General features: G+C 61.4%; 19 protein-coding genes. 9 read left to right on the top strand and 10 right to left on the bottom strand.

Annotated features, from left to right (window positions below):
- Positions 1-11: 11 nt before the first annotated feature.
- From V7787_RS09395 to gpmI, 4 genes are all read right to left on the bottom strand, one after another.
- The gene (locus V7787_RS09395; protein WP_064491016.1) at positions 12-779 is read right to left on the bottom strand and encodes a divergent polysaccharide deacetylase family protein; all 768 of its coding nucleotides are present in this window, start codon (positions 777-779) and stop codon (positions 12-14) included.
- 8 nt (positions 780-787) lie between these two features.
- Positions 788-2104 (bottom strand): S41 family peptidase, encoded by a 1317-nt coding sequence (locus V7787_RS09390; protein WP_004576741.1) that lies wholly within the window; start codon positions 2102-2104, stop codon positions 788-790.
- Between the two features lie 78 nt (positions 2105-2182).
- Entirely contained in the window at positions 2183-3499 is a 1317-nt protein-coding gene (locus V7787_RS09385; RefSeq protein WP_014592693.1) for a murein hydrolase activator EnvC family protein, read from the bottom strand.
- 140 nt (positions 3500-3639) lie between these two features.
- The gene (gpmI, locus tag V7787_RS09380; protein ID WP_104886955.1) at positions 3640-5175 is read right to left on the bottom strand and encodes a 2,3-bisphosphoglycerate-independent phosphoglycerate mutase; all 1536 of its coding nucleotides are present in this window, start codon (positions 5173-5175) and stop codon (positions 3640-3642) included.
- 207 nt (positions 5176-5382) lie between these two features.
- Between gpmI and V7787_RS09375 the strand changes: the two genes are divergently transcribed.
- From V7787_RS09375 to secB, 3 genes are read left to right on the top strand one after another with little or no spacing between them, the layout of a single operon-like run.
- Positions 5383-5796 (top strand): rhodanese-like domain-containing protein, encoded by a 414-nt coding sequence (locus tag V7787_RS09375; protein WP_010955605.1) that lies wholly within the window; start codon positions 5383-5385, stop codon positions 5794-5796.
- 1 nt (position 5797) lies between these two features.
- Positions 5798-6052, top strand: a complete 255-nt coding sequence (gene grxC, locus V7787_RS09370) for a glutaredoxin 3 (protein ID WP_003249204.1) — start codon at positions 5798-5800, stop codon at positions 6050-6052.
- Positions 6053-6091: 39 nt separating this feature from the next.
- On the top strand, positions 6092-6577 hold the full coding sequence (gene secB / locus V7787_RS09365; RefSeq protein WP_003249206.1) for a protein-export chaperone SecB: 486 nt from the start codon (positions 6092-6094) through the stop codon (positions 6575-6577).
- Positions 6578-6732: 155 nt separating this feature from the next.
- Here secB and trmL read toward each other — a convergent pair whose 3' ends face one another.
- A complete protein-coding gene (gene trmL, locus V7787_RS09360) occupies positions 6733-7194 on the bottom strand; it encodes a tRNA (uridine(34)/cytosine(34)/5-carboxymethylaminomethyluridine(34)-2'-O)-methyltransferase TrmL (RefSeq protein ID WP_003249209.1) in 462 nt (153 codons plus the stop codon).
- Here trmL and V7787_RS09355 point away from each other — a divergent pair.
- Positions 7193-7630, top strand: coding sequence for a hypothetical protein (locus V7787_RS09355; protein WP_064491015.1), 438 nt, complete (start codon positions 7193-7195; stop codon positions 7628-7630). The two genes, trmL and V7787_RS09355, sit on opposite strands and share 2 nt — an antisense overlap.
- Positions 7631-8484: 854 nt before the next feature.
- Here the strand turns inward: V7787_RS09355 and ntrC are convergent.
- The 4 genes from ntrC to glnA all read right to left on the bottom strand — a co-directional run bounded on the left by ntrC (position 8485) and on the right by glnA (position 13368).
- A complete protein-coding gene (gene ntrC, locus V7787_RS09350) occupies positions 8485-9921 on the bottom strand; it encodes a nitrogen regulation protein NR(I) (protein ID WP_010955601.1) in 1437 nt (478 codons plus the stop codon).
- Complete coding sequence (gene glnL / locus V7787_RS09345; RefSeq protein ID WP_010955600.1) at positions 9918-11003, bottom strand: nitrogen regulation protein NR(II); 1086 nt, start codon at positions 11001-11003, stop codon at positions 9918-9920. The genes ntrC and glnL overlap by 4 nt, the downstream gene beginning before the upstream one ends.
- Before the next feature lie 267 nt (positions 11004-11270).
- Positions 11271-11813, bottom strand: coding sequence for a gamma subclass chorismate mutase AroQ (aroQ, locus tag V7787_RS09340; RefSeq protein ID WP_336087546.1), 543 nt, complete (start codon positions 11811-11813; stop codon positions 11271-11273).
- 148 nt (positions 11814-11961) lie between these two features.
- On the bottom strand, positions 11962-13368 hold the full coding sequence (glnA, locus tag V7787_RS09335; RefSeq protein WP_003249219.1) for a type I glutamate--ammonia ligase: 1407 nt from the start codon (positions 13366-13368) through the stop codon (positions 11962-11964).
- A gap of 471 nt (positions 13369-13839) precedes the next feature.
- Between glnA and thiI the strand changes: the two genes are divergently transcribed.
- Together thiI and typA are read left to right on the top strand one after the other, a co-directional pair.
- A complete protein-coding gene (gene thiI / locus V7787_RS09330; protein WP_003249221.1) occupies positions 13840-15294 on the top strand; it encodes a tRNA uracil 4-sulfurtransferase ThiI in 1455 nt (484 codons plus the stop codon).
- Positions 15295-15422: 128 nt separating this feature from the next.
- Positions 15423-17243 (top strand): translational GTPase TypA, encoded by a 1821-nt coding sequence (gene typA / locus V7787_RS09325; protein ID WP_003249222.1) that lies wholly within the window; start codon positions 15423-15425, stop codon positions 17241-17243.
- 167 nt (positions 17244-17410) lie between these two features.
- Here the strand turns inward: typA and V7787_RS09320 are convergent, their stop codons facing one another.
- A complete protein-coding gene (locus tag V7787_RS09320; RefSeq protein WP_003249225.1) occupies positions 17411-17815 on the bottom strand; it encodes a YkgJ family cysteine cluster protein in 405 nt (134 codons plus the stop codon).
- A 184-nt stretch (positions 17816-17999) separates the two neighbouring features.
- Here V7787_RS09320 and V7787_RS09315 point away from each other — a divergent pair, with 184 nt between their 5' ends.
- The 3 genes from V7787_RS09315 to V7787_RS09305 all read left to right on the top strand — a co-directional run bounded on the left by V7787_RS09315 (position 18000) and on the right by V7787_RS09305 (position 22298).
- Positions 18000-20450: a glycogen/starch/alpha-glucan phosphorylase gene (locus V7787_RS09315; RefSeq protein ID WP_336087538.1), complete on the top strand. Its 2451-nt coding sequence runs from the start codon at positions 18000-18002 to the stop codon at positions 20448-20450.
- Between the two features lie 237 nt (positions 20451-20687).
- A complete protein-coding gene (locus V7787_RS09310; protein ID WP_010955595.1) occupies positions 20688-21698 on the top strand; it encodes a class 1 fructose-bisphosphatase in 1011 nt (336 codons plus the stop codon).
- A gap of 3 nt (positions 21699-21701) precedes the next feature.
- Positions 21702-22298 (top strand): DUF924 family protein, encoded by a 597-nt coding sequence (locus V7787_RS09305; RefSeq protein WP_104886960.1) that lies wholly within the window; start codon positions 21702-21704, stop codon positions 22296-22298.
- Positions 22299-22353 lie beyond the last annotated feature (55 nt).

The following is a 22353-nucleotide window of genomic DNA, read 5'->3' as shown; positions in this document are numbered from 1 at the left end:
ATCGGCAAATGCTAGCGATTGCTGTAACGGCCATGCTTACCGTGTGCAGGCATGGCCTGGTTGCCACGTGTGGCGATCATCTGTTGCAGCGTGACCAGTTCGATACCCAACTGCTTGAGCCGTGGAATCTGACTTTCCAGCACCGCTAGCGTCTGCGGGTAGGGGTGGCCGATCAACACGGCCGAGCCTTGCTTGCGGGCCAGCGTAATACCCTGTTGCAGCTGAGCGTCGATGGCTTCCGGCGTGCGCACGTCATCCAGAAATACATCCCGTGATACATGCGCGACATCGTGTGCTTGAGCCTCGGCCGCGGCAACCGTGGCGGCACTGGTGCGGCTGTCGACAAAGAACAGATGGCGCCGCTGCAGCTCGCCCATCAACCACGCCATGGGTTCACGCTGTGCGGTCATGCGGCTGCCCATGTGGTTGTTGATGCCGGCGGCGTAGGGCACCTTGACCAATGCTGCGTCCAGGCGCCGCGCCAGCTCTTCGATGGCGATGCCCGGGTGCCAGGCATAGGGCCCGGTGGCCGGGTCCATGGGCATGTGCAGGATCACCGTCTTGCCGGCCTTGTGCGCCTGGCGTGCAAAGTCGGTGGCATGCGGGGTGTCGGGCATGATCGCCATGGTCACCGGCCCAGGCAGGGCCAGGGTACGGCTGTCGCGCTCCGGGCTCTGGCCCAGGTCGTCGATGATGATGCTCATGTAGGCCTTGTTGGCCGGTGCCGCTTGCGCGATTCCGGCCATCAGGCAAAACAACAGACACAGCAGAAAACGCATAGGGTGGCTCAGTCGCCCTTGGTGATGTTCAGGCCCTTGAGCAGGCTCAGTGCCTGGCTCAGCTGGAAGTCGTCATCCTGCGGGCGTTCCTTGCGCTTGCTGCTGCCGGTCGGGCGGTCGGCGCCGCCGTTGCCGTTGCCCAGGTGGCCCTGCAGGTCGGCTTCCTTGAAGTTTTCGGTGTCGGCTTCGGCGGTGAGCTTGGCCGGGCGCACCTCGATGTCCGGGACAATGCCCTGGGCCTGGATCGAGCGGCCGTTGGGGGTGTAGTACAGCGCAGTGGTGAGCTTCAGGGCGCGGTCGTTGGCCAGTGGCAGCACGGTCTGCACCGAGCCTTTGCCGAAGCTGTCGGTGCCCATCAGCACGGCGCGCTTCTGGTCCTGCAGGGCGCCGGCGACAATTTCCGATGCCGATGCACTGCCACCGTTGATCAGTACCACCAGCGGCACGCCTGCGCTGGCATCGGCCGGGTCGGCCGAGAAACGCAGCTCGGAGTTGGCGATGCGGCCCTTGGTGTAGACGATCAGGCCTTTGGTCAGGAAGTGGTCGGCCACTTCCACTGCCGATTGCAGCACGCCGCCTGGGTTGTTGCGCAGGTCCAGCACCACCCCGCGCAGCTTCTTGCCGTTGTCCTTGCGCAGCTTGGCCAGGGCCTTGCCCACTTCGTCACCGGTCTTGACCTGGAACTGGGTGATACGGATGTAGCCGTAGTCGTTCTCCAGTAGCTGGCTCTTCACGCTCTTGACCTGAATGACTGCACGGGTCAGGTTCACGTCGAACGGGTTGCCGCCGTCGCGCACCAAGGTCAGGGTTATCTTCTCGCCGACCTTGCCGCGCATCTTGTCGACGGCTTCGGTCATGGTCTGGCCGCGGGTCGGGGCGCCGTTGATCTTGACGATCAGGTCACCAGCCTGCACGCCGGCCCGCGAGGCTGGGGTGTCGTCGATTGGCGAGACCACCTTGATGAAGCCGTCTTCCTGGCCTACTTCAATGCCCAGCCCGCCGAACTCTCCGCTGGTGCTTTCCTGCAGCTCCTGGAAGTCCTCGGGGCCAAGGTAGGCCGAATGCGGGTCAAGGTTGCTGAGCATGCCCTTGATGGCGTTTTCCAGCAGGGTCTTGTCGTCTACCGGTTCGACGTAGGCGGCCTTGATGCGGTCCAGGACCTCGGCGAAGGTGCGCAGTTCTTCCAGCGGCAGTGGCGCCTTGGCGGTCACCTCGGTGGCTGGCACTGCGGCGGCCTTGGCCGGCTCTGCGGCGGTGGCCAGGGGCGCGCCGACCGCCAGGGCGATGGACAGGGCCAGCTGGGTGAGACGAGGCGAGTGCAGCATGTCGAACGAACTCCTGATCCTGTAAGCGCTCCCTGGGGAGCATCGGCGCAGCACTCAGGCTGCGCCGTAGAAATTTGACTAGCCCCGGCACCACTGCGAAGGGTCGGTAGGCCGGCCCTGCTGGCGGATAGCGAAATACAAGCCTGCCGCGTCCTGACCACCGCTGTCGCCAACGGTGGAAATGGCTTCACCGGCCTTGACGATATCACCGGCATTCTTGAGCAGGCTCTGGTTGTGGCCGTACAGGCTCAGGTAACCGTTGCCATGGTCGAGAATGACCAGAAGCCCGGCACCGCGCAACCAGTCCGCGAATACCACACGCCCGCCGTGCACGGCACGTACCTGGGTGCCTGGGTTGGCGCTGATCATAACCCCGTCCCACTTGGCACGGGCGTCGCTACCGCGGGCATCACCGAAACGTGCCAGCAATCGACCATTGACTGGCCATGGAAGTTTGCCCCGCGCAGCAGAAAATGCGCCGCCGTAGTTGGCGCCATCGCTGGAAACCATCGGCCCGAGGGTGGTACGGGCCTTTTTCGGCGGTTCCACTGGCTCTGCAGGCTCACGGGCCCGGTCGCGGGCAGCGGCGGCGGCCAGCGCTTCCTGCTGGCGGCGTTTTTCCGCTTCCTGCTGCGCCAGCAGGGCCTTCTTGCGTGCCTCTTCAGCTTCACGCGCCTGGCGGGCGAGGGTTTCCTCGATGGTCTTCAGGACCTTGGCCAGGTCGGCCTGGTCCTGTTCGCGCGCTTGCAGCTTCTGATCGCGGTCCTTCACATCGCTGTTGAGCTTTGCCAGTACCTGCTGGCGCTTGGCGCGCTCGGTTTCCAGGGCCTGGCGACGGCTGTCGAGGTCGGTGCGCTGGGCCAGCAGTTGTTGTTGCTGGCTGGAAATTTCCTGTTCGACGTTGGCCAGTTGGCGCAAGGTCTCGTTGAAGGTGCGCAATTGCTCCAGGCGCGCCTTGCTCAGGTAGTCGTAATAGGTGAGGGTGCGGGCGAATTTCTCGGGGTTCTGCTGGTTGAGCAGCAGCTTGAGGTATTCCTCGCGACCGTTGTTCTGGTAGGCCGAACGGGCCTGAATGGCGATCAGTCGTTGTTGTTCAACGCGGGCGCTCTGGAGTTTTTTTTTCTCGGTATCAAGGCGCTCCAGCTCGCCTTCAGTCTTTTTTAGTTCTTGCTGCAGGGCCTCCACCTGCTTTTCGAGGTTGCCGATGTCGGTTTCGGTGGCTTTGAGGTCTTTTTGCACACCTGCCTTTTCTTCCTGGAGCTTGCTCAGCGTTTTCTTGAGCTCGGCAATGTCCTGGCGGGTGGCATCCAGTTGCTGCTGGGTCTGCGCACGCTCATCGGCGAAGGCCGGGCTGAGCAGGCAAGACAGGGCTAGGAGGATCAGGGCGCGAAGCATGGGGTTTGGCGTACCAAGGATGGAGACTGGCCTAGTATGCCCGCCTGGGCAGGCAAAAAAAACGCCTCGCTGCGGATGCAGGGGGGCGTTTGTCTGGAATTCATGTGCAATTGGGGCTGCAACGCAGCCCCTTTCGACATTCAGGCGTCGACCAGAATCGAAGTACCGGTCATTTCCACCGGCTTTGCCAGCCCCAGCAGCTTCAGCATGGTCGGCGCCACGTCGGCCAGCACGCCGCCCTCGCGCACTTTCACGTTGCGCTTGCCCACGTAGATGAACGGTACCGGCTCGGTCGTGTGCGCGGTGTGCGCCTGGCCGGTGCACTCGTCCTCCATCTGCTCGACGTTGCCGTGGTCAGCGGTGATCAGCGCTTCGCCGCCGACCTTGTCCAGTGCCTCGACAATGCGCCCTACACAGGTATCCAGTGCTTCGACGGCCTTGACCGCTGCCTCGAACACGCCGGTGTGGCCGACCATGTCGCCGTTGGCGTAGTTGACCACGATGACGTCGAAGCGCTGCTGTTCGATGGCTTCGACGATGCGATCGGTCACTTCCGGCGCGCTCATTTCCGGTTGCAGGTCATAGGTGGCGACCTTCGGCGACGGGATCAGGATGCGTTCTTCGCCTTCGAACGGCTCTTCGCGGCCACCCGAGAAGAAGAAGGTGACGTGGGCGTATTTCTCGGTTTCGGCAATGCGCAGCTGGGTCTTGCCGTTTTTCGCCAGGTATTCGCCCAGCACGTTGTTCAGGCTGGACGGGGCAAAGGCTGCTGGTGCCGGGATCTTCGCCGAATACTGGGTCAGGCCGATGTACGCCGCCATCTTCGGCAGGCGCGCACGGGCGAATTCCGTGAAGTCTGGCTCTACGAATGCACGCGACAGCTCGCGAGCACGGTCGGCGCGGAAGTTCATGAAAATCACGGCATCGCCATCTTCGACCTTGACGGCTTCGCCAATGCGCGTGGCCTTGACGAATTCGTCGCTTTCGTCGCGGGCGTAAGCTGCTTCAAGGCCTGCCAGGGCTGTGTCAGCGGTGTACTCGGCAGCGCTGTCGACGATGAGGTTGTAGGCAGCGCTGACGCGGTCCCAGCGGTTGTCGCGGTCCATGGCGTAGTAGCGGCCGATCAGGCTGGCGATACGGCCCTTGCCCAGTTTGGCGAAGGTGGCGTCGAGCAGTTCGATGGACGACTGCGCGCTGCGTGGCGGGGTGTCGCGGCCATCGAGGAAGGCGTGCAGGTAGATCTTTTCGGCGCCACGCTGGGCGGCCAGTTCGGCCATGGCCACCAAGTGGTCCTGGTGGCTGTGTACGCCACCATCGGACAGCAGGCCGAGGATGTGCACGGCCTTGCCAGCACCGACTGCCTTGTCCACAGCACCGGTCAGTACCGGGTTTTCGAAGAACTCGCCGTCGCGGATGGCCTTGGTCACCCGCGTGAAGTCCTGATACACGACGCGACCTGCGCCGAGGTTCATATGACCGACTTCGGAGTTGCCCATCTGCCCGTCCGGCAGGCCGACATCCATGCCCGAGCCGGAAATGAGGCCATGCGGCTGGGTGGCGCACAGGCGGTCATAGACCGGTTTATTGGCGGCAAAGATGGCGTTGTGTTCGGGGATATCGCTATGGCCGAAGCCATCCAGGATAATCAGGACCAGGGGTTTGGGCGTGCTCGTCATCAATCAAACTCACGGTTGTTCAAAGATGATAAAGACACGCATTTTAGGGCAAATACGCCACCTGCGGCGAATATTCGTCCCATTCCACCGACCGGCGCACCTGTGGTGGCAACATGAAGGTGGTTTTGTGGCCGGCCCGTCGGGCTTTGGTGGCACCAAGGGGCTGTGTATACTGGCCGGCATTTTCAATCGCCTGGAACACCGCTGATGGTTGCTCACCTGATTCAATTCGCGACAGATCACTACATCCTGGTTGCGATCTTCCTCATTCTGCTGGTCCTGCTGCTCATCAATGAAATCCGTCGTGGTGGCCAAAGCCTGACTAACGGCCAACTGACAGCCCTGGTCAATGCCGAGAAGGCCCTGGTGATCGACATTCGCCCGGCCAAGGAATACTCCGCCGGTCATATCGTCGGTGCGGTGAACATCCCGCAGGACAAGCTGGCCAACCGCATGACCGAGCTGGGCAAGCATAAAGAAAAGACCCTGATCGTCGTCGACGCGATGGGCCAGCAGTCCGGCACCATTTGCCGCGAGCTGCTCAAAGCTGGTTACAACGCCGCCAAACTGAGCGGTGGCGTTTCCAGCTGGAAAGCCGATAACCTGCCCCTGGTGAAGTGATATGAAGCCTGTCATCGTCTACTCCAGCGACTACTGCCCCTACTGCATGCGCGCCAAGTACCTGCTCGAGAGCAAGGGCGTGGCCTTCGAGGAAATCAAGGTCGACGGCAAGCCGCAGGTTCGCGCCGAGATGAGTCAGAAAGCCGGCCGCACGTCGGTGCCGCAGATCTGGATCGGCAGCACCCATGTCGGTGGATGCGATGACCTCTATGCCCTGGAGCGCGCGGGCAAGCTCGACGCGTTGCTGGCGGCCTGATTTGCACTGCATTCAAAAACATTAGGATAAGGATCTGACATGACTGACCAACAGACCAACGGCGCTGCTGCAGAAGACAACAGCCCTCAGTTCTCCCTGCAACGCATCTATGTGCGTGACCTGTCGTTCGAGGCCCCGAAAAGCCCGCAGATCTTCCGTCAGACCTGGGAACCGAGCGTTGCCCTGGACCTGAACACCAAGCAGAAATCCCTGGAAGGCGACTTCCACGAGGTCGTGCTGACCCTGTCGGTTACCGTCAAGAACGGTGACGAAGTGGCCTTCATTGCTGAAGTGCAGCAGGCCGGTATCTTCCTGATCGCCAACCTCGATGCGCCTTCGATGAGCCACACCCTGGGTGCGTTCTGCCCGAACATCCTGTTCCCTTATGCCCGTGAGGCCCTGGACAGCCTGGTGACCCGCGGTTCGTTCCCGGCGCTGATGCTGTCGCCGGTCAACTTCGACGCCCTGTACGCGCAAGAAATGCAGCGTATGCAGGAAGCGGGTGAAGCGCCTACTGTGCAGTAATTACTGCCGGTATAAAGAAAGCGCCTCTCGGGGCGCTTTTTTGTTGCCTGTGCGGGCCTCTTCGCGGGTAAACCCGCTCCTACAGGGGATCGCGCCGTTGCCTCGACCTGCGTAGGAGCGGGTTTACCCGCGAAGAGGCCGGCACAGGCAACACATCAGCTCCCGGCAAACCCGTTCTGCCGCCACGCCTCATACACCGTCACCGCCACGGTATTGGACAGGTTCAGGCTACGGCACCCCGGCCGCATCGGCAGGCGCAGGCGATGCTCGGCCGGCAGGCTGTCCAGCACCTCGGCCGGCAACCCGCGGCTCTCTGGCCCGAACAGGAAGGCGTCGCCCGGCTGGAAGGCCACTTCGTGGAACGGGTGCGAGCCCTTGGTGGTAAAGGCGAACAACCGTGGGTTGCCAAGGCTTTCCAGGCATCCGGCCAAGCTCTCGTGGCGCTTGAGCGTGGCATACTCGTGGTAGTCCAGCCCTGCGCGGCGCAGGCGCTTGTCATCCAGTTCGAAGCTGATGGGTTCGATCAGGTGCAGGGCGCAGCCGCTGTTGGCGCATAGACGAATGATGTTGCCGGTATTCGGCGGAATTTCTGGTTGAAAAAGGATGACGTGAAACATGCACGGCTCCAAACGTGAAGATGACGGGCATTCTACCCCTGAACCGGACGTGCGTTCGAAGGCCTTCCCACGGGTGATGCTGTCGTTGGCGATCGTCGGCTTGATGGTAGGGCTGATGATCGGTCGCCTGACTACGCCGGACGAGCGTGAACTGCAGCAGGTGCAAGTGATGCAGGATGGCCTGGAGCTGTGGTTCAACGAAGAGCCCCAGCTGCATGGCGAGAACGTGGAAGGGACGGTGGCGTTGCTGTTCCAGGCCCAGGGCAAGGCTCAGCAAGGGCAGCTCAGCTTGCAGGGCAAGCCGGTGAGCTGGCGGGTACAGCACAGCAAGGAAGGTTTGTTGCTGACGGTGGTGGCCGCGCGCCCCCTGCACGGCGAATGGGCCGGTGCAGAGGACGCTGGGCGCTGGCGGGTGCAAGTGAAACTGCACGAATAAAAGAGGGGATATCCCGGCCTGCCTGTACCAGGGTCCCCAAAAGGGGTACTGCGTATAAAGGGGGATGCCCGGCCTGCCTGTACCGAGGTCCCCAAAAGCGGCGGTGCTGCAAATAAAAGAGGGGTTCACCCGGCCTGCCTGTACCAGGGCCCCCGAAACTGGAGATGTATTGCTTATTGCAGGGGGCGTGCCAGTTTTGCAAAAGCCGTGAATACTGGGCTTTGCGGGTGATTTGGCCGGATTTTGAGGGGATTTGTGCCTTCGAGAGGTGCAGCGGGCACAGGAACGGTGCATTCAGACGGCTGAAATGGCTGGGGCCGCTTTGCGCCCCATCGCGACACAAGGCCGCTCCCACAGGACCGTGGTAGGAGCGGGTTTACCCGCGAATACGGTGGCGGCGGCAACGGTGAGCGGCAGGTGGAGATTGGCCAGCAGGCCCGGCCTCTTCGCGGGTGAACCCGCTCCTACGACGACCCCGATGTGTGCCCACCACCGTGGTAGGAGCGGGTTTACCCGCGAATACGGTGGTGGCGGCAACGCTGAACGGCAGGTGGAGATTGGCCAGCAGGCCCGGCCTCTTCGCGGGTGAACCCGCTCCTAAGACGACCCCGATGTGTGCCCACCGCCGTGGTAGGAGCGGGTTTACCCGCGAATACGGTGGCGGCAGCAACGCTGAACGGCAGGTGGAAATTGGCCAGCAGGCCCGGCCTCTTCGCGGGTGAACCCGCTCCTACGACGACCGCGATGTGTGTCCATCGCATCAGCCTTGGGGGCAGAGGTGATCCTGTGGGAGCGGCCTTGTGTCGCGATGGGCTGCAAAGCAGCCCCAGCAATCTAGAAGGCTAATTCAGCGCTCAGTGGTCATCACCTTCCTCATCATCCCCACCAGCCACATTCATCCCCAGCTCCTTGATCTTGCGTGTCAGGGTGTTACGCCCCCAACCCAGCAACAGCGCGGCATCGCGACGGCGACCGGCGGTGTGCTTGAGTGCCGTCTCGATCATGATCCGTTCAAAGCTCGGCACTGCGCTGTCCAGCAGGCTGGTCTGCCCGCGCGCCAAGGCCTGGTCGGCCCACTGGCGCAAGGCCTGCTCCCAGTTGGTTACCGGCGCGGCATCGTGTGGCAGGTTCAGCAGTTCGGGTGGCAGGTCGCCGATCAGCACTTCGCGGCTGGAGGCCATCACGGTGATCCAGCGGCAGGTGTTCTCCATCTGCCGCACATTGCCAGGCCATGGCAGGTTGCGGATGAACTCTTCGGTTTCCGGCTTGAGGATCTTCGGCTCGACTGCCAGCTCCTGGGCCGCCCGGGCAAGGAAGTGGCGGGCGAGGGCGGGGATATCCTCGCGGCGGTCGGCCAGGCGCGGAATATGGATACGGATCACGTTCAGGCGGTGGAACAAGTCCTCACGGAACTTGCCGGCCTGCACCAATGACTCCAGGTTCTGGTGGGTGGCGGCGATGATGCGCACGTCGACCTTGACCGGCACATGGCCGCCCACGCGGTAGAACTCGCCATCGGCCAGTACACGCAGCAGGCGGGTCTGGGTGTCGGCAGGCATGTCCCCGATTTCGTCGAGGAACAGCGTGCCACCATCGGCCTGCTCGAAACGGCCGCGACGCAAGTTGGCAGCACCTGTGAAGGCGCCTTTCTCATGGCCGAACAGCTCCGACTCCATCAAGTCCTTGGGGATGGCGGCCATGTTCAGGGCAATGAACGGCGATGCTGCGCGTGGGCTGTGCCGGTGCAGGGCGTGGGCCACCAGTTCTTTGCCGGTGCCGGACTCGCCGTTGATCAGCACGGTGATGTTGGAGTGGCTGAGGCGGCCGATGGCGCGGAACACCTCCTGCATCGCCGGAGCTTCACCAATGATTTCCGGGGTGCGCGCCAGGTTCTGTGGCACATCCAGGCCTTGCTGCTCCTGGGCGTGCTGGTTGGCGCGCTTGACCAGCGATACCGCTTCGTCGACGTCGAATGGCTTGGGCAGGTACTCGAAGGCACCGCCTTGGTACGAGGCCACGGCGCTGTCCAGGTCGGAGTGGGCGGTCATGATGATGACCGGCAGGCGCGGGTGCTGCTCGCGGATCTGCGCCAGCAGGTCGAGGCCGCTGGTGCCAGGCATACGAATGTCGGAAATGATCACGTCGGGTTGCTGACGTGCCAGGCGCCCCATGACGCCGTCTGCGCTGTCGAAGCTCTGGGTGGTCATGCCTTCCTGTTGCAGGGCTTTTTCCAGGACCCAGCGGATGGAGCGATCATCGTCGACGATCCATACGGTTTCACTTCGGCTCATGAGGCGGTGGCTCCTTGTTCCAGAGGCAGGTAAATCGAGAAGGCGGTATGGCCAGCGTGGCTTTCACACTCGATCAGGCCCTGGTGCTGGCTGATGATGTTCTGGGTAATGGCCAGGCCCAGCCCGGTACCGTCCGGGCGGCCACTGACCATGGGATAGAAGAGGGTTTCCTGCAGTTCCGGCGGGATGCCTGGGCCGTTGTCGATGATCTCTACCCGCGCTACCAGGCGGTGACGCACGTGGCCGATGGTGAACTGGCGCAGGGCGCGGCTGCGCAAGGTGATGCGACCCAGGCGCAGCTCATTCTGCGAGCTGATCGCCTGCATGGCGTTGCGCACGATGTTGAGTACGGCCTGAATCATCTGTTCTCGGTCGATCAGCACGTCCGGCAGGCTTGGGTCGTAATCGCGCACCAAAGTGATGCACCCCTGGCTTTCGGCATCGACCAGGCTGCACACCCGCTCCAGCACTTCGTGAATATTGGTCATGGCCAGCGACGGCAGCTTGTTCGAGCCGAGCATGCGGTCGACCAGGTTACGCAAGCGGTCGGCCTCTTCGATGATCACATTGGTGTAGTCGCGCAGCCCTTCCTCGGGCAGTTCGCGGGCCAGTAGCTGGGCCGCTCCGCGGATGCCGCCAAGGGGGTTCTTGATTTCGTGGGCCAGGCCGCGCACCAGCATCTTGGTGGTTTCCTGCTTGCTCAGTTGGGCTTCTTCCTTGGTGATGCGCAGCAACCGGTCACGCGGGTGCACCTCGAGCAACAGCAGGGTCTGGCCTTGATGCAGTATCGGCGTTACCGCGTAGTCGACGGTGATGGTCTGCCCGGTCAGCGATGTGAGCTGCGCTTCACGCTTGGTAAACGGGTGCGCCTGCTCGACCGCCTGGCGCAGCGAACTGAGCGCCTCGGTCGATTCGGTGAACAGCTCGCTGATGAACTGCCCATGGCTGCGCTGGCCGCTGACGGCCAGCAGCATTTCTGCGGCCGGGTTCATGTACTCCAGGCGCAGCTCGGCATTGAGCAGCAACGTGGCGGTGGTCAGGTTGTCCAGAAGCAGACGGTGCTGTGCATCGCTGATGGTCATAAGGCGTCGTTGACCTCGTTTGGCGCTTGCCTGGCACTTGGGGCCAGATCCGGGCGTGCTGTGGATCCGCTGATGCGAGACTCTCTTCCTGCAAAAAATGCAAGAAACAAACCAAGGCTCCGAAAAGAAGCGGAAATAGCTGAGAAAGGCCTGGATTTGCGCTCAATCGGATCAAAATTTGCTGAGCGGGCGCTCCGCGCGACCTGTTTTGGGGTGCATGGCGGAGCGTTCGGCGTTGTTATGCACCAATATAGAGCATTGGCGCGTCTAGTGTTTCGGGCACAGCTGTGCGGTTGCGCGGACCAGGGCTAGGTGGCGTATCGGGTCATTGGTGCGGGCGTGCAGGGCGTTGGCGAGTTTCCGCGCGCAGTCCTTTGGAGGGTGCCGGTCGAAGCGCCCCAACTCGAATAGAAGTGTTGTCTGAAGCTTGTCCAGACGAGGTCGCAGTTGGTCGACCAGATCAAGGACGGCTGCTGATGGCCTCTGCTCTAGCATGACCCAGCGATCGAGCAAGGTGTACTGCACCAGCTTGTTGGCCTCGATCTGGTCGCTGAAGAAAGCTGCGGCGCGTTCAGGGCTGAGGTCATGGTCGGCAGCCTGCTGGCGCACCAGGGCAAGGACTTCGCGCTCGCGCTCGGGCGCTGCTACGGCAAGGTTGTGTTCCCACTTGTGCAGTGCAACCGAGCTGGCCAGCTCCAGTCGGTACTCGATGTTGGATAGGAGTGGGTTGAATTCAGGCTGGGAGGCTTCAGGAGCGATGCAGCCGATCAAGGCAAACGGCAAGCAAAGTGACGTGATGGCCAGGCGCATGGTGTTCTCCATTCAGAGGGAGAATGGATTGTGCGCAGTTGACCAACTGCTGCTTGTAGGGGCGTTCTGATTCGCATGTATGAAAACAAAAACGGCCTCCCGAGGGAGGCCGTCGTGATCATGTCATCGGCGCGAGGCGCCAATCAGATCAGCAGCTGTAGTACAGCTCGTATTCCAGCGGGTGTACGAAGGTACGGACCTTGATTTCTTCTTCGCTCTTCAGCTCGATGAAGGCATCGATGAAGTCGTCGGAGAACACGCCGCCCTTGGTCAGGAACGCACGGCCTTTATCCAGCTCTTCCAGAGCTTCTTTCAGGCTGCCGCACACTTGCGGGATGTTCTTGGCTTCTTCTGGCGGCAGGTCGTACAGGTTCTTGTCGGCCGCGTCGCCTGGGTGGATCTTGTTCTGGATGCCGTCCAGGCCAGCCATCAGCAGGGCCGCGAACGCCAGGTACGGGTTGGCCGATGGGTCCGGGAAGCGTGCTTCGATACGGCGGGCTTTCGGGCTGCCGACGTAAGGAATACGGATCGAGGCGGAACGGTTGCGAGCCGAGTAGGCCAGCATTACCGGGGCTTCGAAGCCTGGGACCAGACGCTTGTACGAGTTGGTCGACGGGTTGGTGAAGCCGTTCAGGGCCTTACCGTGCTTGATGATGCCGCCGATGAAGTACAGGGCGGTGTCGGACAGGCCGGCATAGCCTTCACCCGAGAAGGTGTTCTTGCCGTCTTTCCAGATCGACATGTGCACGTGCATGCCCGAGCCGTTGTCGCCGTACAGTGGCTTCGGCATGAAGGTGGCGGTACGGCCGTAAGCGTCGGCAACGTTGTGCACGACGTATTTCAGCGCCTGTACTTCGTCAGCCTTCTTCACCAGGGTGTTGAACTTGACGCCGATTTCGTTCTGGCCGGCAGTCGCCACTTCGTGGTGGTGAACTTCAACGGTCTGGCCCATTTCTTCCAGGGCGTTGCACATGGCAGTACGGATTTCGTGGTCATGGTCGAACGGCGGAACCGGGAAGTAGCCGCCTTTCACGCCTGGACGGTGGCCTTTGTTGCCGCCTTCCACGTCAGCGCCGGTCATCCACGAGCCCTGCTCGGAGAAGATCTTGAACATCGAACCGGAGATGTCCGAGTGGAACTTCACTTCGTCGAAGATGAAGAACTCAGGCTCTGGACCGGCGAATACGGTGTCACCGATGCCGGTGCTCTTCAGGTACTCTTCAGCACGCTTGGCGATGGCGCGTGGGTCGCGGTCGTAGCCCTGCATGCTCGACGGGTCGACGATGTCGCAGGTGATGATCAGGGTTGGTTCTTCGGTGAACGGGTCCAGAACGGCGGTTTCGTCGACCGGCATCAGGATCATGTCGGAAGCTTCGATGCCTTTCCAGCCAGCGATGGAGGAACCGTCGAACATCTTGCCGACTTCGAAGAAGTCTTCGTCCAGCGCATCACGCGACGGCATGGTCACGTGGTGCTGAATGCCTTTGGTGTCCGTGAAACGCAGATCAATCCACTTGACGTCATGATCTTTGATGAGTTGAACCGACTTCGACATGTTGTCCTCCGGATGGTCTAGAGCGCGGTGGGCCGCTGCCCTGGAAAAAGGGTGTTGCCGGGCGCGGATAGTCGGCCAAGCTTACCTGCCTCACAAGGGAGCAAATTGCATGCCAGTGCCCGAAAATGGCGAGGGTGGGATAAAAGGGGGCGTTTGCGGGCATTTGGCGATGGGTTGGCGGGTAAAAGTGCACCCTTACGATGCGTTTTTTGATCGTATCGCACCAATAGGGTGCGTTGCGTGAGTGGTGTGCCAGGTTCTAGGGCCTCTTCGCGGGTAAACCCGCTCCTACGGGCTTTGCACCGCCTGTAGGCGCGGGTTTACCCGCGAAAGGGCCGTAACAGGCACTGCAAAACCTGGCCCTCTGCATTTATCTCAAAGCTTCTGATCAAAAGTTGGTCAAATCCTGAGCAATTTCCGATATAATTCGCGCCCCTCATTTTCGGCAGGCCCTGCGCGCGCTGTTAACCAATGAAACTTATCGTCAAAGTCTTCCCAGAAATCACCATCAAAAGCCGGCCGGTGCGCAAGCGCTTCATCCGCCAGCTTGGCAAGAACATCCGCAACGTGCTCAAGGATCTCGACCCTGAGCTCGCGGTCGATGGTGTCTGGGACAATCTCGAGGTGGTCACCCGCGTCGAAGACGAAAAAGTCCAGCGCGAGATGATCGAACGCCTCACCTGCACCCCGGGTATCACCCACTTCCTGCAGGTAGAGGAATACCCGCTGGGTGACTTCGACGACATCGTCGCCAAGTGCAAGCACCACTTCGGCCACCTGCTGGCCGGCAAGCACTTCGCCGTGCGCTGCAAACGCGGTGGCCACCATGACTTCACCTCGATGGACGTCGACCGTTACGTCGGCAGCCAGCTGCGCCAGCAGTGTGGCGCCGCCGGGATCGAGCTGAAAAAGCCTGAAGTGCTGGTGCGCATCGAAATCCGCGACCAGCGCCTGTACGTGATCCACAACCAGCACAATGGCATCGGCGGTTATCCGCTGGGTGCCCTGGAGCAGACCCTGGTGCTGATGTCCGGTGGTTTCGACTCCACCGTTGCGGCCTACCAGATGATGCGCCGCGGCCTGATGACCCACTTCTGCTTCTTCAACCTCGGCGGCCGTGCCCACGAGCTGGGCGTGATGGAAGTGGCCCATTACCTGTGGAAAAAGTACGGCAGCAGCCAGCGCGTACTGTTCATCAGCGTGCCGTTCGAAGAAGTGGTTGGCGAGATCCTCAACAAGGTCGACAACAGCTACATGGGCGTGACCCTCAAGCGCATGATGCTGCGCGGCGCCGCCCATATGGCCGACCGCCTGCAGATCGACGCGCTGGTGACCGGCGAAGCGATTTCCCAGGTGTCCAGCCAGACCCTGCCGAACCTGTCGATCATCGACTCGGCCACCGACAAGCTGGTGCTGCGCCCGCTGCTGGCCAGCCACAAGCAGGACATCATCGACCAGGCCACCGAAATCGGCACCGCGGACTTTGCCAAGCACATGCCGGAATACTGCGGCGTGATCTCGGTAAACCCGACCACCCATGCCAAGCGTCACCGCATGGAGCACGAAGAAAAGCAGTTCGACATGGCCGTGCTGGAGCGCGCTCTTGAGCGCGCCAAGTTCATTTCCATCGATCATGTGATCGATGAGCTGGGCAAGGACATCGAAATCGAGGAAGTGGCCGAGGCGCTGCCAGGCCAGATCGTCATCGACATTCGCCACCCCGATGCCCAGGAAGACGAACCTCTGGTGCTGGAAGGTATCGAAGTCCAGGCCATGCCGTTCTACGCCATCAACAGCAAGTTCAAGCACCTGGACCCCACGCGCCAGTACTTGCTGTATTGCGACAAGGGTGTGATGAGCCGTTTGCACGCACACCATCTGCTCAGTGAGGGACATGCCAATGTGCGTGTTTATCGTCCGACATAAGACGCCGGGGCTGTATGGCGGCAGTATTCGCCATCGCCCTCCCGACCGCCGGGCCCGCTGAGCCTTAAACGGTACATATTGGCCGCCTACACTGGGCGGCAACCGAATCCTCTGATCGAGATACACTTGTGATCGAAAATCTGCGTAACATCGCCATCATCGCCCACGTTGACCATGGTAAAACCACTCTGGTCGACAAACTCCTGCGTCAGTCCGGCACTCTGGAGCGTAACGAGCTCAACGACGAGCGCGTCATGGACTCCAACGACCAGGAAAAAGAGCGCGGTATTACCATTCTGGCGAAAAACACCGCCATCAACTGGAACGGCTACCACATCAACATCGTCGACACCCCCGGCCACGCCGACTTCGGTGGCGAGGTTGAGCGTGTAATGTCGATGGTCGACTCCGTGCTGCTGCTGGTCGACGCCCAGGACGGCCCGATGCCGCAAACCCGCTTCGTGACCAAGAAGGCTTTCGAAGCCGGCCTGAAGCCAATCGTCGTGATCAACAAGGTTGACCGTCCGGGCGCACGTCCTGACTGGGTTCTGGACCAGATCTTCGACCTGTTCGACAACCTCGGTGCCACCGACGAACAGCTGGACTTCAAAGTGGTCTACGCCTCGGCCCTGAACGGCATTGCCGGCCTGGACCACACTGCCATGGCCGAAGACATGACCCCGCTGTACCAGTCGATCATCGACAACGTACCAGCACCGTCTGTTGACCGCGACGGCCCGTTCCAGATGCAGATCTCCGCACTGGACTACAACAGCTTCCTCGGCGTGATCGGTGTTGGCCGCATCGCCCGTGGCCGCGTCAAGCCGAACACCCCGGTTGTCGCCATCGACACCAACGGCAAGAAGCGTAACGGCCGTATCCTGAAGCTGATGGGTCACCACGGTCTGCACCGCGTTGACGTCGAAGAAGCCCAGGCTGGCGATATCGTCTGCATCAGCGGTTTCGATGAGCTGTTCATCTCCGACACCCTGTGCGCCCCGGATGCGGTAGAAGCGATGAAGCCGCTGACCGTTGACGAGCCGACCGTTTCGATGACCTTCCAGGTCAACGACTCGCCGTTCTGCGGTAAAGAAGGCAAGTTCGTCACCAGTCGTAACATCAAGGACCGTCTGGACAAGGAGCTGCTGTACAACGTTGCTCTGCGCGTTCAGGAGACCGACTCCCCTGACAAGTTCAAGGTTTCGGGCCGTGGTGAGCTGCACCTGTCGGTGCTGATCGAAACCATGCGTCGTGAAGGCTTCGAAATGGCCGTGGGCCGTCCTGAAGTGATCATCCGCGAAGTCGACGGCGTGAAGCAGGAGCCGTTCGAGAACGTCACCATCGACATCCCTGAAGAATCCCAGGGCAAGGTCATGGAAGAGATGGGTCTGCGTAAAGGCGACCTGACCAACATGGTTCCGGATGGCAAGGGCCGCGTTCGTCTGGAGTACAACATTCCAGCCCGTGGTCTGATCGGTTTCCGTAACCAGTTCCTGACTCTGACCAACGGTGCAGGCATCCTGACCTCGATCTTCGATCGCTACGACACCATGAAGTCGGGCCAGATGTCCGGCCGCCTCAACGGCGTACTGGTTTCGGTCGAGACCGGCAAGGCACTGACCTACTCGCTGGAAACCCTGCAGGCTCGCGGCAAGCTGTTCGTTGAACACGGCCAGGAGATCTACAACGGTCAGATCATCGGTCTGAACAGCCGTGACAACGACCTGGGCGTGAACCCGACCAAAGGCAAGAAGCTCGACAACATGCGTGCTTCGGGCAAAGACGAAGTCATCGCCCTGGTACCACCAGTTCGCCACACCCTCGAGCAGGCCCTGGAATTCATCCAGGACGACGAGCTGTGCGAAGTGACTCCTAAGTCGATCCGTCTGCGCAAGAAGATCCTGGACGAAGGCGAGCGTACCCGCGCAGCCAAGAAAGCCAAGAACTGAGTTAGCTCAGGCTGAATGAAAACGCCCCCGGCCGAAAGGCCGGGGGCGTTTTTGTTTGTCTGGGTTTTTTGTGCTGGTGGTACCGGCCTCTTCGCTACAGGATATCCACCAAGGTCAAGACCTGTAGGAGCGGGTTTACCCGCGAAGAGGCCGGTGCAGGCAATAGATCAGCGCCCAACCACCTTGGGCTTGTAGGCGCAATAGCCCGGCCGCGGTCCGACCTTGGGGTGGTTGCGGCAGGTATCCGGGCGCTTGTCATAAATGGTGCACAGGCGGCTTTTACGATCCAGGTACATGCAGTCGTCGTTGCTCATCCGGGTCAGGGTGAAGATCCCGGACTTCTGGTTGAAGCGCTCGATGATGCCTTCTTTTTGCAGGCGCTTGGCCACGTTCTTGGGTGGTTCGTCTTTTTCGAACTCGTCAACCACGCCGATACGGATCAGATCCTTGATCTTCACCTCCACCGGCAGGGTGCAGCAGGTCGAATGGCAGCCATGGCACATGTTGCTGGTGTAGCGCTGCCAGGTCTCCAGGCGGTCGACTTCGGCCGCGGCGATCAGGGTCGTTTTCATCTTTATAGGGTGGATCACGGTCTTGGGGCGCGCGATGATACCGGAATTGTTCAATTTATGAACAACCTTTTGCCGGAATCGCAAAGTGGGCATGAAAACTGCGAACCGTAACTGTCGCTCTCTGTCGAAGGGTCTAGGCTCAACACTCTCCCTCCGCTTTCGTCAACTTGCCCGAGGATGCCGCATGTCCCAGGAACCTAAAGCACGTGACGCCGAAGTCGCGGATTTTCGCGCTGCTGTACTGAACAAGCTGACCTATGCGGTCGGCAAGGACCCCGAGCACGCCTTCGACCATGACTGGTTCGAAGCCATTGCCCTGGCCGCGCGCGATCACATGGTCGACCACTGGATGGATCACACCCGGCAGGCCTATCGGCGCAGCCAGAAGCGGGTCTACTACCTTTCCCTGGAGTTTCTCATCGGCCGCTTGCTGTACGACAGCCTGAGCAACCTGGGCCTGCTGGACATCGCCCGCGATGCGCTGGAAGGGTTGAATGTGGACCTCGAACGCATTCGCCTGCTCGAACCGGACGCCGCGCTGGGCAATGGTGGCCTTGGCCGTCTGGCGGCGTGCTTCATGGAGAGCATGTCTACCCTGGGTATCGCTGCCCATGGTTACGGCATCCGCTACGAGCACGGGCTGTTCCGTCAGGCCGTGGTCGATGGCTGGCAGCAGGAACAGACCGAGAACTGGCTGGATTTCGGCAACCCCTGGGAGTTCGAGCGCGCCGAGGTGATCTACCCGATCAGCTTTGGCGGCAGTGTCGAAACGGTGCACGATGCAAGCGGTACCCAGCGCCAGGTATGGTGGCCGGGCGAGACGGTGCGGGCGGTGGCCTACGACACGCCGGTAGTCGGCTGGCGTGGATCCAGCGTCAACACCCTGCGCCTGTGGCGTGCGCGGGCGCTGGAAGAGCTGCATCTGGAGCGCTTCAACGCCGGTGACCACTTGGGGGCTGTGGCTGAAGTGGCGCGTGCCGAGAGCATTTCGCGTGTGCTGTACCCAGCCGACAGCACCGAGGCCGGCCAGGAACTGCGCCTTCGCCAGGAGTACTTTTTCGTCTCGGCTTCGCTGCAGGACTTGCTGCGGCGCCACCTGAACATGAACAAGGACCTGCTCAACCTGCCTGATGCAGCGGCCATCCAGCTAAACGACACCCACCCTTCGATTGCGGTGGCGGAGCTGATGCGGTTGCTGGTGGATCAGCACGAAGTGCCTTGGGAAAAGGCCTGGGAGCTGACCGTCGGCACGCTCGCCTACACCAACCATACCCTGTTGCCAGAAGCCCTGGAAACCTGGCCGGTAGCGCTGATGGAGCGCATGCTGCCGCGGCACATGCAGATCATCTACCTGATCAATGCCTACCATATCGATGCGTTGCGGGCCAAAGGCCTGCACGATTTCGACGTGCTGCGCGCGGTTTCGCTGATCGAGGAAGACAACGGCCGAAGGGTGCGCATGGGTAATCTCGCGTTTCTCGGCTCGCACAGCGTCAACGGTGTGTCGGCGCTGCACAGCAAGTTGATGAAGAGCACGGTGTTCTCCGAGCTGCACAAGCTCTACCCGCAACGGATCAACAACAAGACCAACGGCATTACCTTCCGCCGCTGGTTGTACCAGTCCAATCCTCAGCTGACCGAGATGCTGGTCGAGGCGCTTGGGCCGGAACTCAAGGACGACCCGCAGACGCTTCTGGCGGGCCTGGTGCCGTTCGCCGACAAACCCGGTTTCCGCAAGCAGTTCGCTGCCCAGCGGCTGCACAGCAAGCGTGCCCTGGCCAGCATCATTCAGGATCGCATCGGCGTCACGGTCAACCCCGAGGCGTTATTCGACGTTCAGGTCAAACGCATTCACGAATACAAGCGCCAGTTGCTCAACCTGCTGCACACCGTTGCACTGTACCAGGCCATACGCAACGACCCTGGCACCAACTGGGTGCCGCGGGTGAAGATCTTCGCCGGCAAGGCTGCGGCCAGTTACCACCAGGCCAAACTGATCATCAAGCTGGCCAACGATATCGCCCGGGTGGTGAACAACGACCCGACAGTGCGCGGCCTGCTGAAGGTGGTGTTCCTGCCCAACTACAACGTCAGCCTGGCCGAGAGCATCATCCCGGCGGCGGACCTTTCCGAGCAGATATCCACCGCGGGCTACGAAGCTTCCGGTACCAGCAACATGAAGTTCGGCCTCAATGGTGCGTTGACCATTGGCACCCTGGATGGCGCCAACGTGGAGATGTGCGAACAGGTGGGGGCCGACAACATGTTCATCTTTGGCCTGACCTCGCAGCAGGTTGAAGCGCGCAAGCGTGCCGGTGATTTTGGCGCCAATGCTGCCATAGCCGCTTCCAACCGCTTGACCGATGTGTTGCAGGCCATTCGCAGTGGTGTGTTCTCGCCAGACGACCCTTCCCGGTACACCGGGTTGATCGACGGCCTGGTGGCCTATGATCGCTTCCTGGTGTGTGCCGATTTCGATGACTACTGGGATGCTCAGCGCCGGGTCGAGGATCTGTGGCACACACCGCAGGAGTGGTGGCGCAAGGCGGTGCTCAATACCGCGCGGATGGGCTGGTTCTCGTCGGATCGGACCATTCGCGAGTATGCGACCGAGATCTGGAAGGCGCTGGATTGAGACAGGCCTGTGCTGGCTTGTTCGCGGGTAAACCCGCTCCTGCAGGGCTCTCATAAGCCTGTAGGAGCGGGCGCGCCCGCGAATCGCCCCACAACCAGACCACCGGCCTGGCGAAGGCTGAACTACCGACCTATTGTGCCGTCTGAGAGCCGTGGCGAGTCTCATCACTCGCTAGCCCGTCACTCTCCCTGTAAACTGCGTGGGTTTTTCATCCCCCCAATCCGTTCGGAGCCATACATGTCCCGCGTTACCCTGAGTCGCTATCTGATTGAGCAGACCCGCAGCAACAACACCCCTGCCGATCTGCGCTTCCTGATCGAAGTGGTAGCGCGTGCGTGCAAGGAAATCAGCCACCACGTGTCCAAAGGCGCCCTCGGTGGTGTGCTGGGCAGCATGGGCACTGAAAACGTGCAGGGCGAGGTCCAGAAGAAACTGGACGTGATTTCCAACGATATCCTGCTGGAAGCCAACGAGTGGGGCGGTCACCTGGCTGGCATGGCTTCCGAAGAAATGGACAACGCGTACCAGATCCCGGGCAGGTACCCGAAAGGCGCCTACCTGCTGGTCTTCGACCCGCTGGACGGTTCGTCGAACATCGACGTCAACGTGTCGGTCGGTACCATCTTCTCGGTTCTGCGTTGCCCTAACCAGTACCTGAGCCAGAACGAAAGCCTCAACGAAGAAGCGTTCCTGCAGCCAGGTACCGAGCAGGTTGCTGCCGGTTATGCCATCTACGGCCCGCAGACCATGCTGATCCTGACCCTGGGCAACGGCGTCAAGGGCTTCACCCTGGATCGCGAACTGGGCAGCTTCGTGCTGACTCACGAAAACATCCGCGTACCGGAGACCACCGCCGAGTTCGCCATCAACATGTCCAACCAGCGTCACTGGGAAGCCCCGGTACAGCGCTATGTGGGCGAACTGCTGGCAGGCGAGACCGGCCCGCTGAAGAAGAACTACAACATGCGCTGGATCGCCTCGATGGTGGCCGACGTGCACCGCATCCTGACCCGTGGCGGCCTGTTCATGTACCCACGTGACGCCCGCGAACCAAGCAAGCCGGGCAAGCTGCGCCTGATGTACGAAGCCAACCCGATGTCGTTCATCATCGAACAGGCCGGTGGCGCTTCCACCAACGGTTACGATCGCATCCTCGACATCAAGCCAGAAAGCCTGCACCAGCGCGTGTCGGTGATTCTCGGCTCGAAGGAAGAGGTCGAGCGCGTCACCGCTTACCACAAGGAGTAAGTCATGCTCGCACCTTGGCAGCCGTTGCTGGAATGGTGGTTCGGTTGGGGCACCAGTGCCCAGGCCGTGGCTGACGAGAAGAGCACGCTGTGGTTCGGCAAGCATTACGATGCCGACGCCCATGCGCTGTTTGGCGACCTGGTCGAGCACGCCCTGGCGGGTGGGCTCGAAGAGTGGCAGCAAACCCCGCAGGGCTGGCTGGGCCTGCTGATTTTGCTCGACCAGCTGCCACGCATGATCTACCGCGACACGCCGCGTGCCTTCGACGGCGACCGGCGTGCCCAGGTAGTCGCCATGCAGGGCCTGCAGAAGGGCTGGGACTACCAGCTGCTGCCGATCCAGCGCGTGTTCGTGCTGCTGGTACTGGAGCATGCCGAAGTGCTGGACTGGCAGAACCTGTGCGTGGAGCGTTATCGAATGCTGCTGGACGAACAGCCCGAGGCCAACCGCCGGCTGTTCGAAGGCTTCCTCGACTATGCCGAGCAGCACCAGCGGGTAATTGCCCGCTTCGGGCGCTTCCCGCACCGCAACCTGGTGCTGGAGCGGCCGAGCACCAGCGAAGAGATGGACTTTTTGCTGGAACCTGGTTCCCGTTTCTGAGGCCCAGGGAGCCTGCTGCGCAGGCATCGCAACGCAAGGCCGCTCCAACGGGGGC

The organism is Pseudomonas sp. CGJS7 (assembly GCF_036961695.1).
The sequence above is the reverse complement of the archived record's forward strand: the minus strand, read 5'-3'. Positions and strand labels throughout refer to the sequence as shown.

Coding starts and splice junctions, on each gene's coding strand:
- V7787_RS09395 (WP_064491016.1), bottom strand. CDS start 779: ATGCGTTTTCTGCTGTGTCTGTTGTTTTGCCTGATGGCCGGAATCGCG.
- V7787_RS09390 (WP_004576741.1), bottom strand. CDS start 2,104: ATGCTGCACTCGCCTCGTCTCACCCAGCTGGCCCTGTCCATCGCCCTG.
- V7787_RS09385 (WP_014592693.1), bottom strand. CDS start 3,499: ATGCTTCGCGCCCTGATCCTCCTAGCCCTGTCTTGCCTGCTCAGCCCG.
- gpmI (WP_104886955.1), bottom strand. CDS start 5,175: ATGACGAGCACGCCCAAACCCCTGGTCCTGATTATCCTGGATGGCTTC.
- V7787_RS09375 (WP_010955605.1), top strand. CDS start 5,383: ATGGTTGCTCACCTGATTCAATTCGCGACAGATCACTACATCCTGGTT.
- grxC (WP_003249204.1), top strand. CDS start 5,798: ATGAAGCCTGTCATCGTCTACTCCAGCGACTACTGCCCCTACTGCATG.
- secB (WP_003249206.1), top strand. CDS start 6,092: ATGACTGACCAACAGACCAACGGCGCTGCTGCAGAAGACAACAGCCCT.
- V7787_RS09355 (WP_064491015.1), top strand. CDS start 7,193: ATGCACGGCTCCAAACGTGAAGATGACGGGCATTCTACCCCTGAACCG.
- trmL (WP_003249209.1), bottom strand. CDS start 7,194: ATGTTTCACGTCATCCTTTTTCAACCAGAAATTCCGCCGAATACCGGC.
- ntrC (WP_010955601.1), bottom strand. CDS start 9,921: ATGAGCCGAAGTGAAACCGTATGGATCGTCGACGATGATCGCTCCATC.
- glnL (WP_010955600.1), bottom strand. CDS start 11,003: ATGACCATCAGCGATGCACAGCACCGTCTGCTTCTGGACAACCTGACC.
- aroQ (WP_336087546.1), bottom strand. CDS start 11,813: ATGCGCCTGGCCATCACGTCACTTTGCTTGCCGTTTGCCTTGATCGGC.
- glnA (WP_003249219.1), bottom strand. CDS start 13,368: ATGTCGAAGTCGGTTCAACTCATCAAAGATCATGACGTCAAGTGGATT.
- thiI (WP_003249221.1), top strand. CDS start 13,840: ATGAAACTTATCGTCAAAGTCTTCCCAGAAATCACCATCAAAAGCCGG.
- V7787_RS09320 (WP_003249225.1), bottom strand. CDS start 17,815: ATGAAAACGACCCTGATCGCCGCGGCCGAAGTCGACCGCCTGGAGACC.
- V7787_RS09315 (WP_336087538.1), top strand. CDS start 18,000: ATGTCCCAGGAACCTAAAGCACGTGACGCCGAAGTCGCGGATTTTCGC.
- V7787_RS09310 (WP_010955595.1), top strand. CDS start 20,688: ATGTCCCGCGTTACCCTGAGTCGCTATCTGATTGAGCAGACCCGCAGC.
- V7787_RS09305 (WP_104886960.1), top strand. CDS start 21,702: ATGCTCGCACCTTGGCAGCCGTTGCTGGAATGGTGGTTCGGTTGGGGC.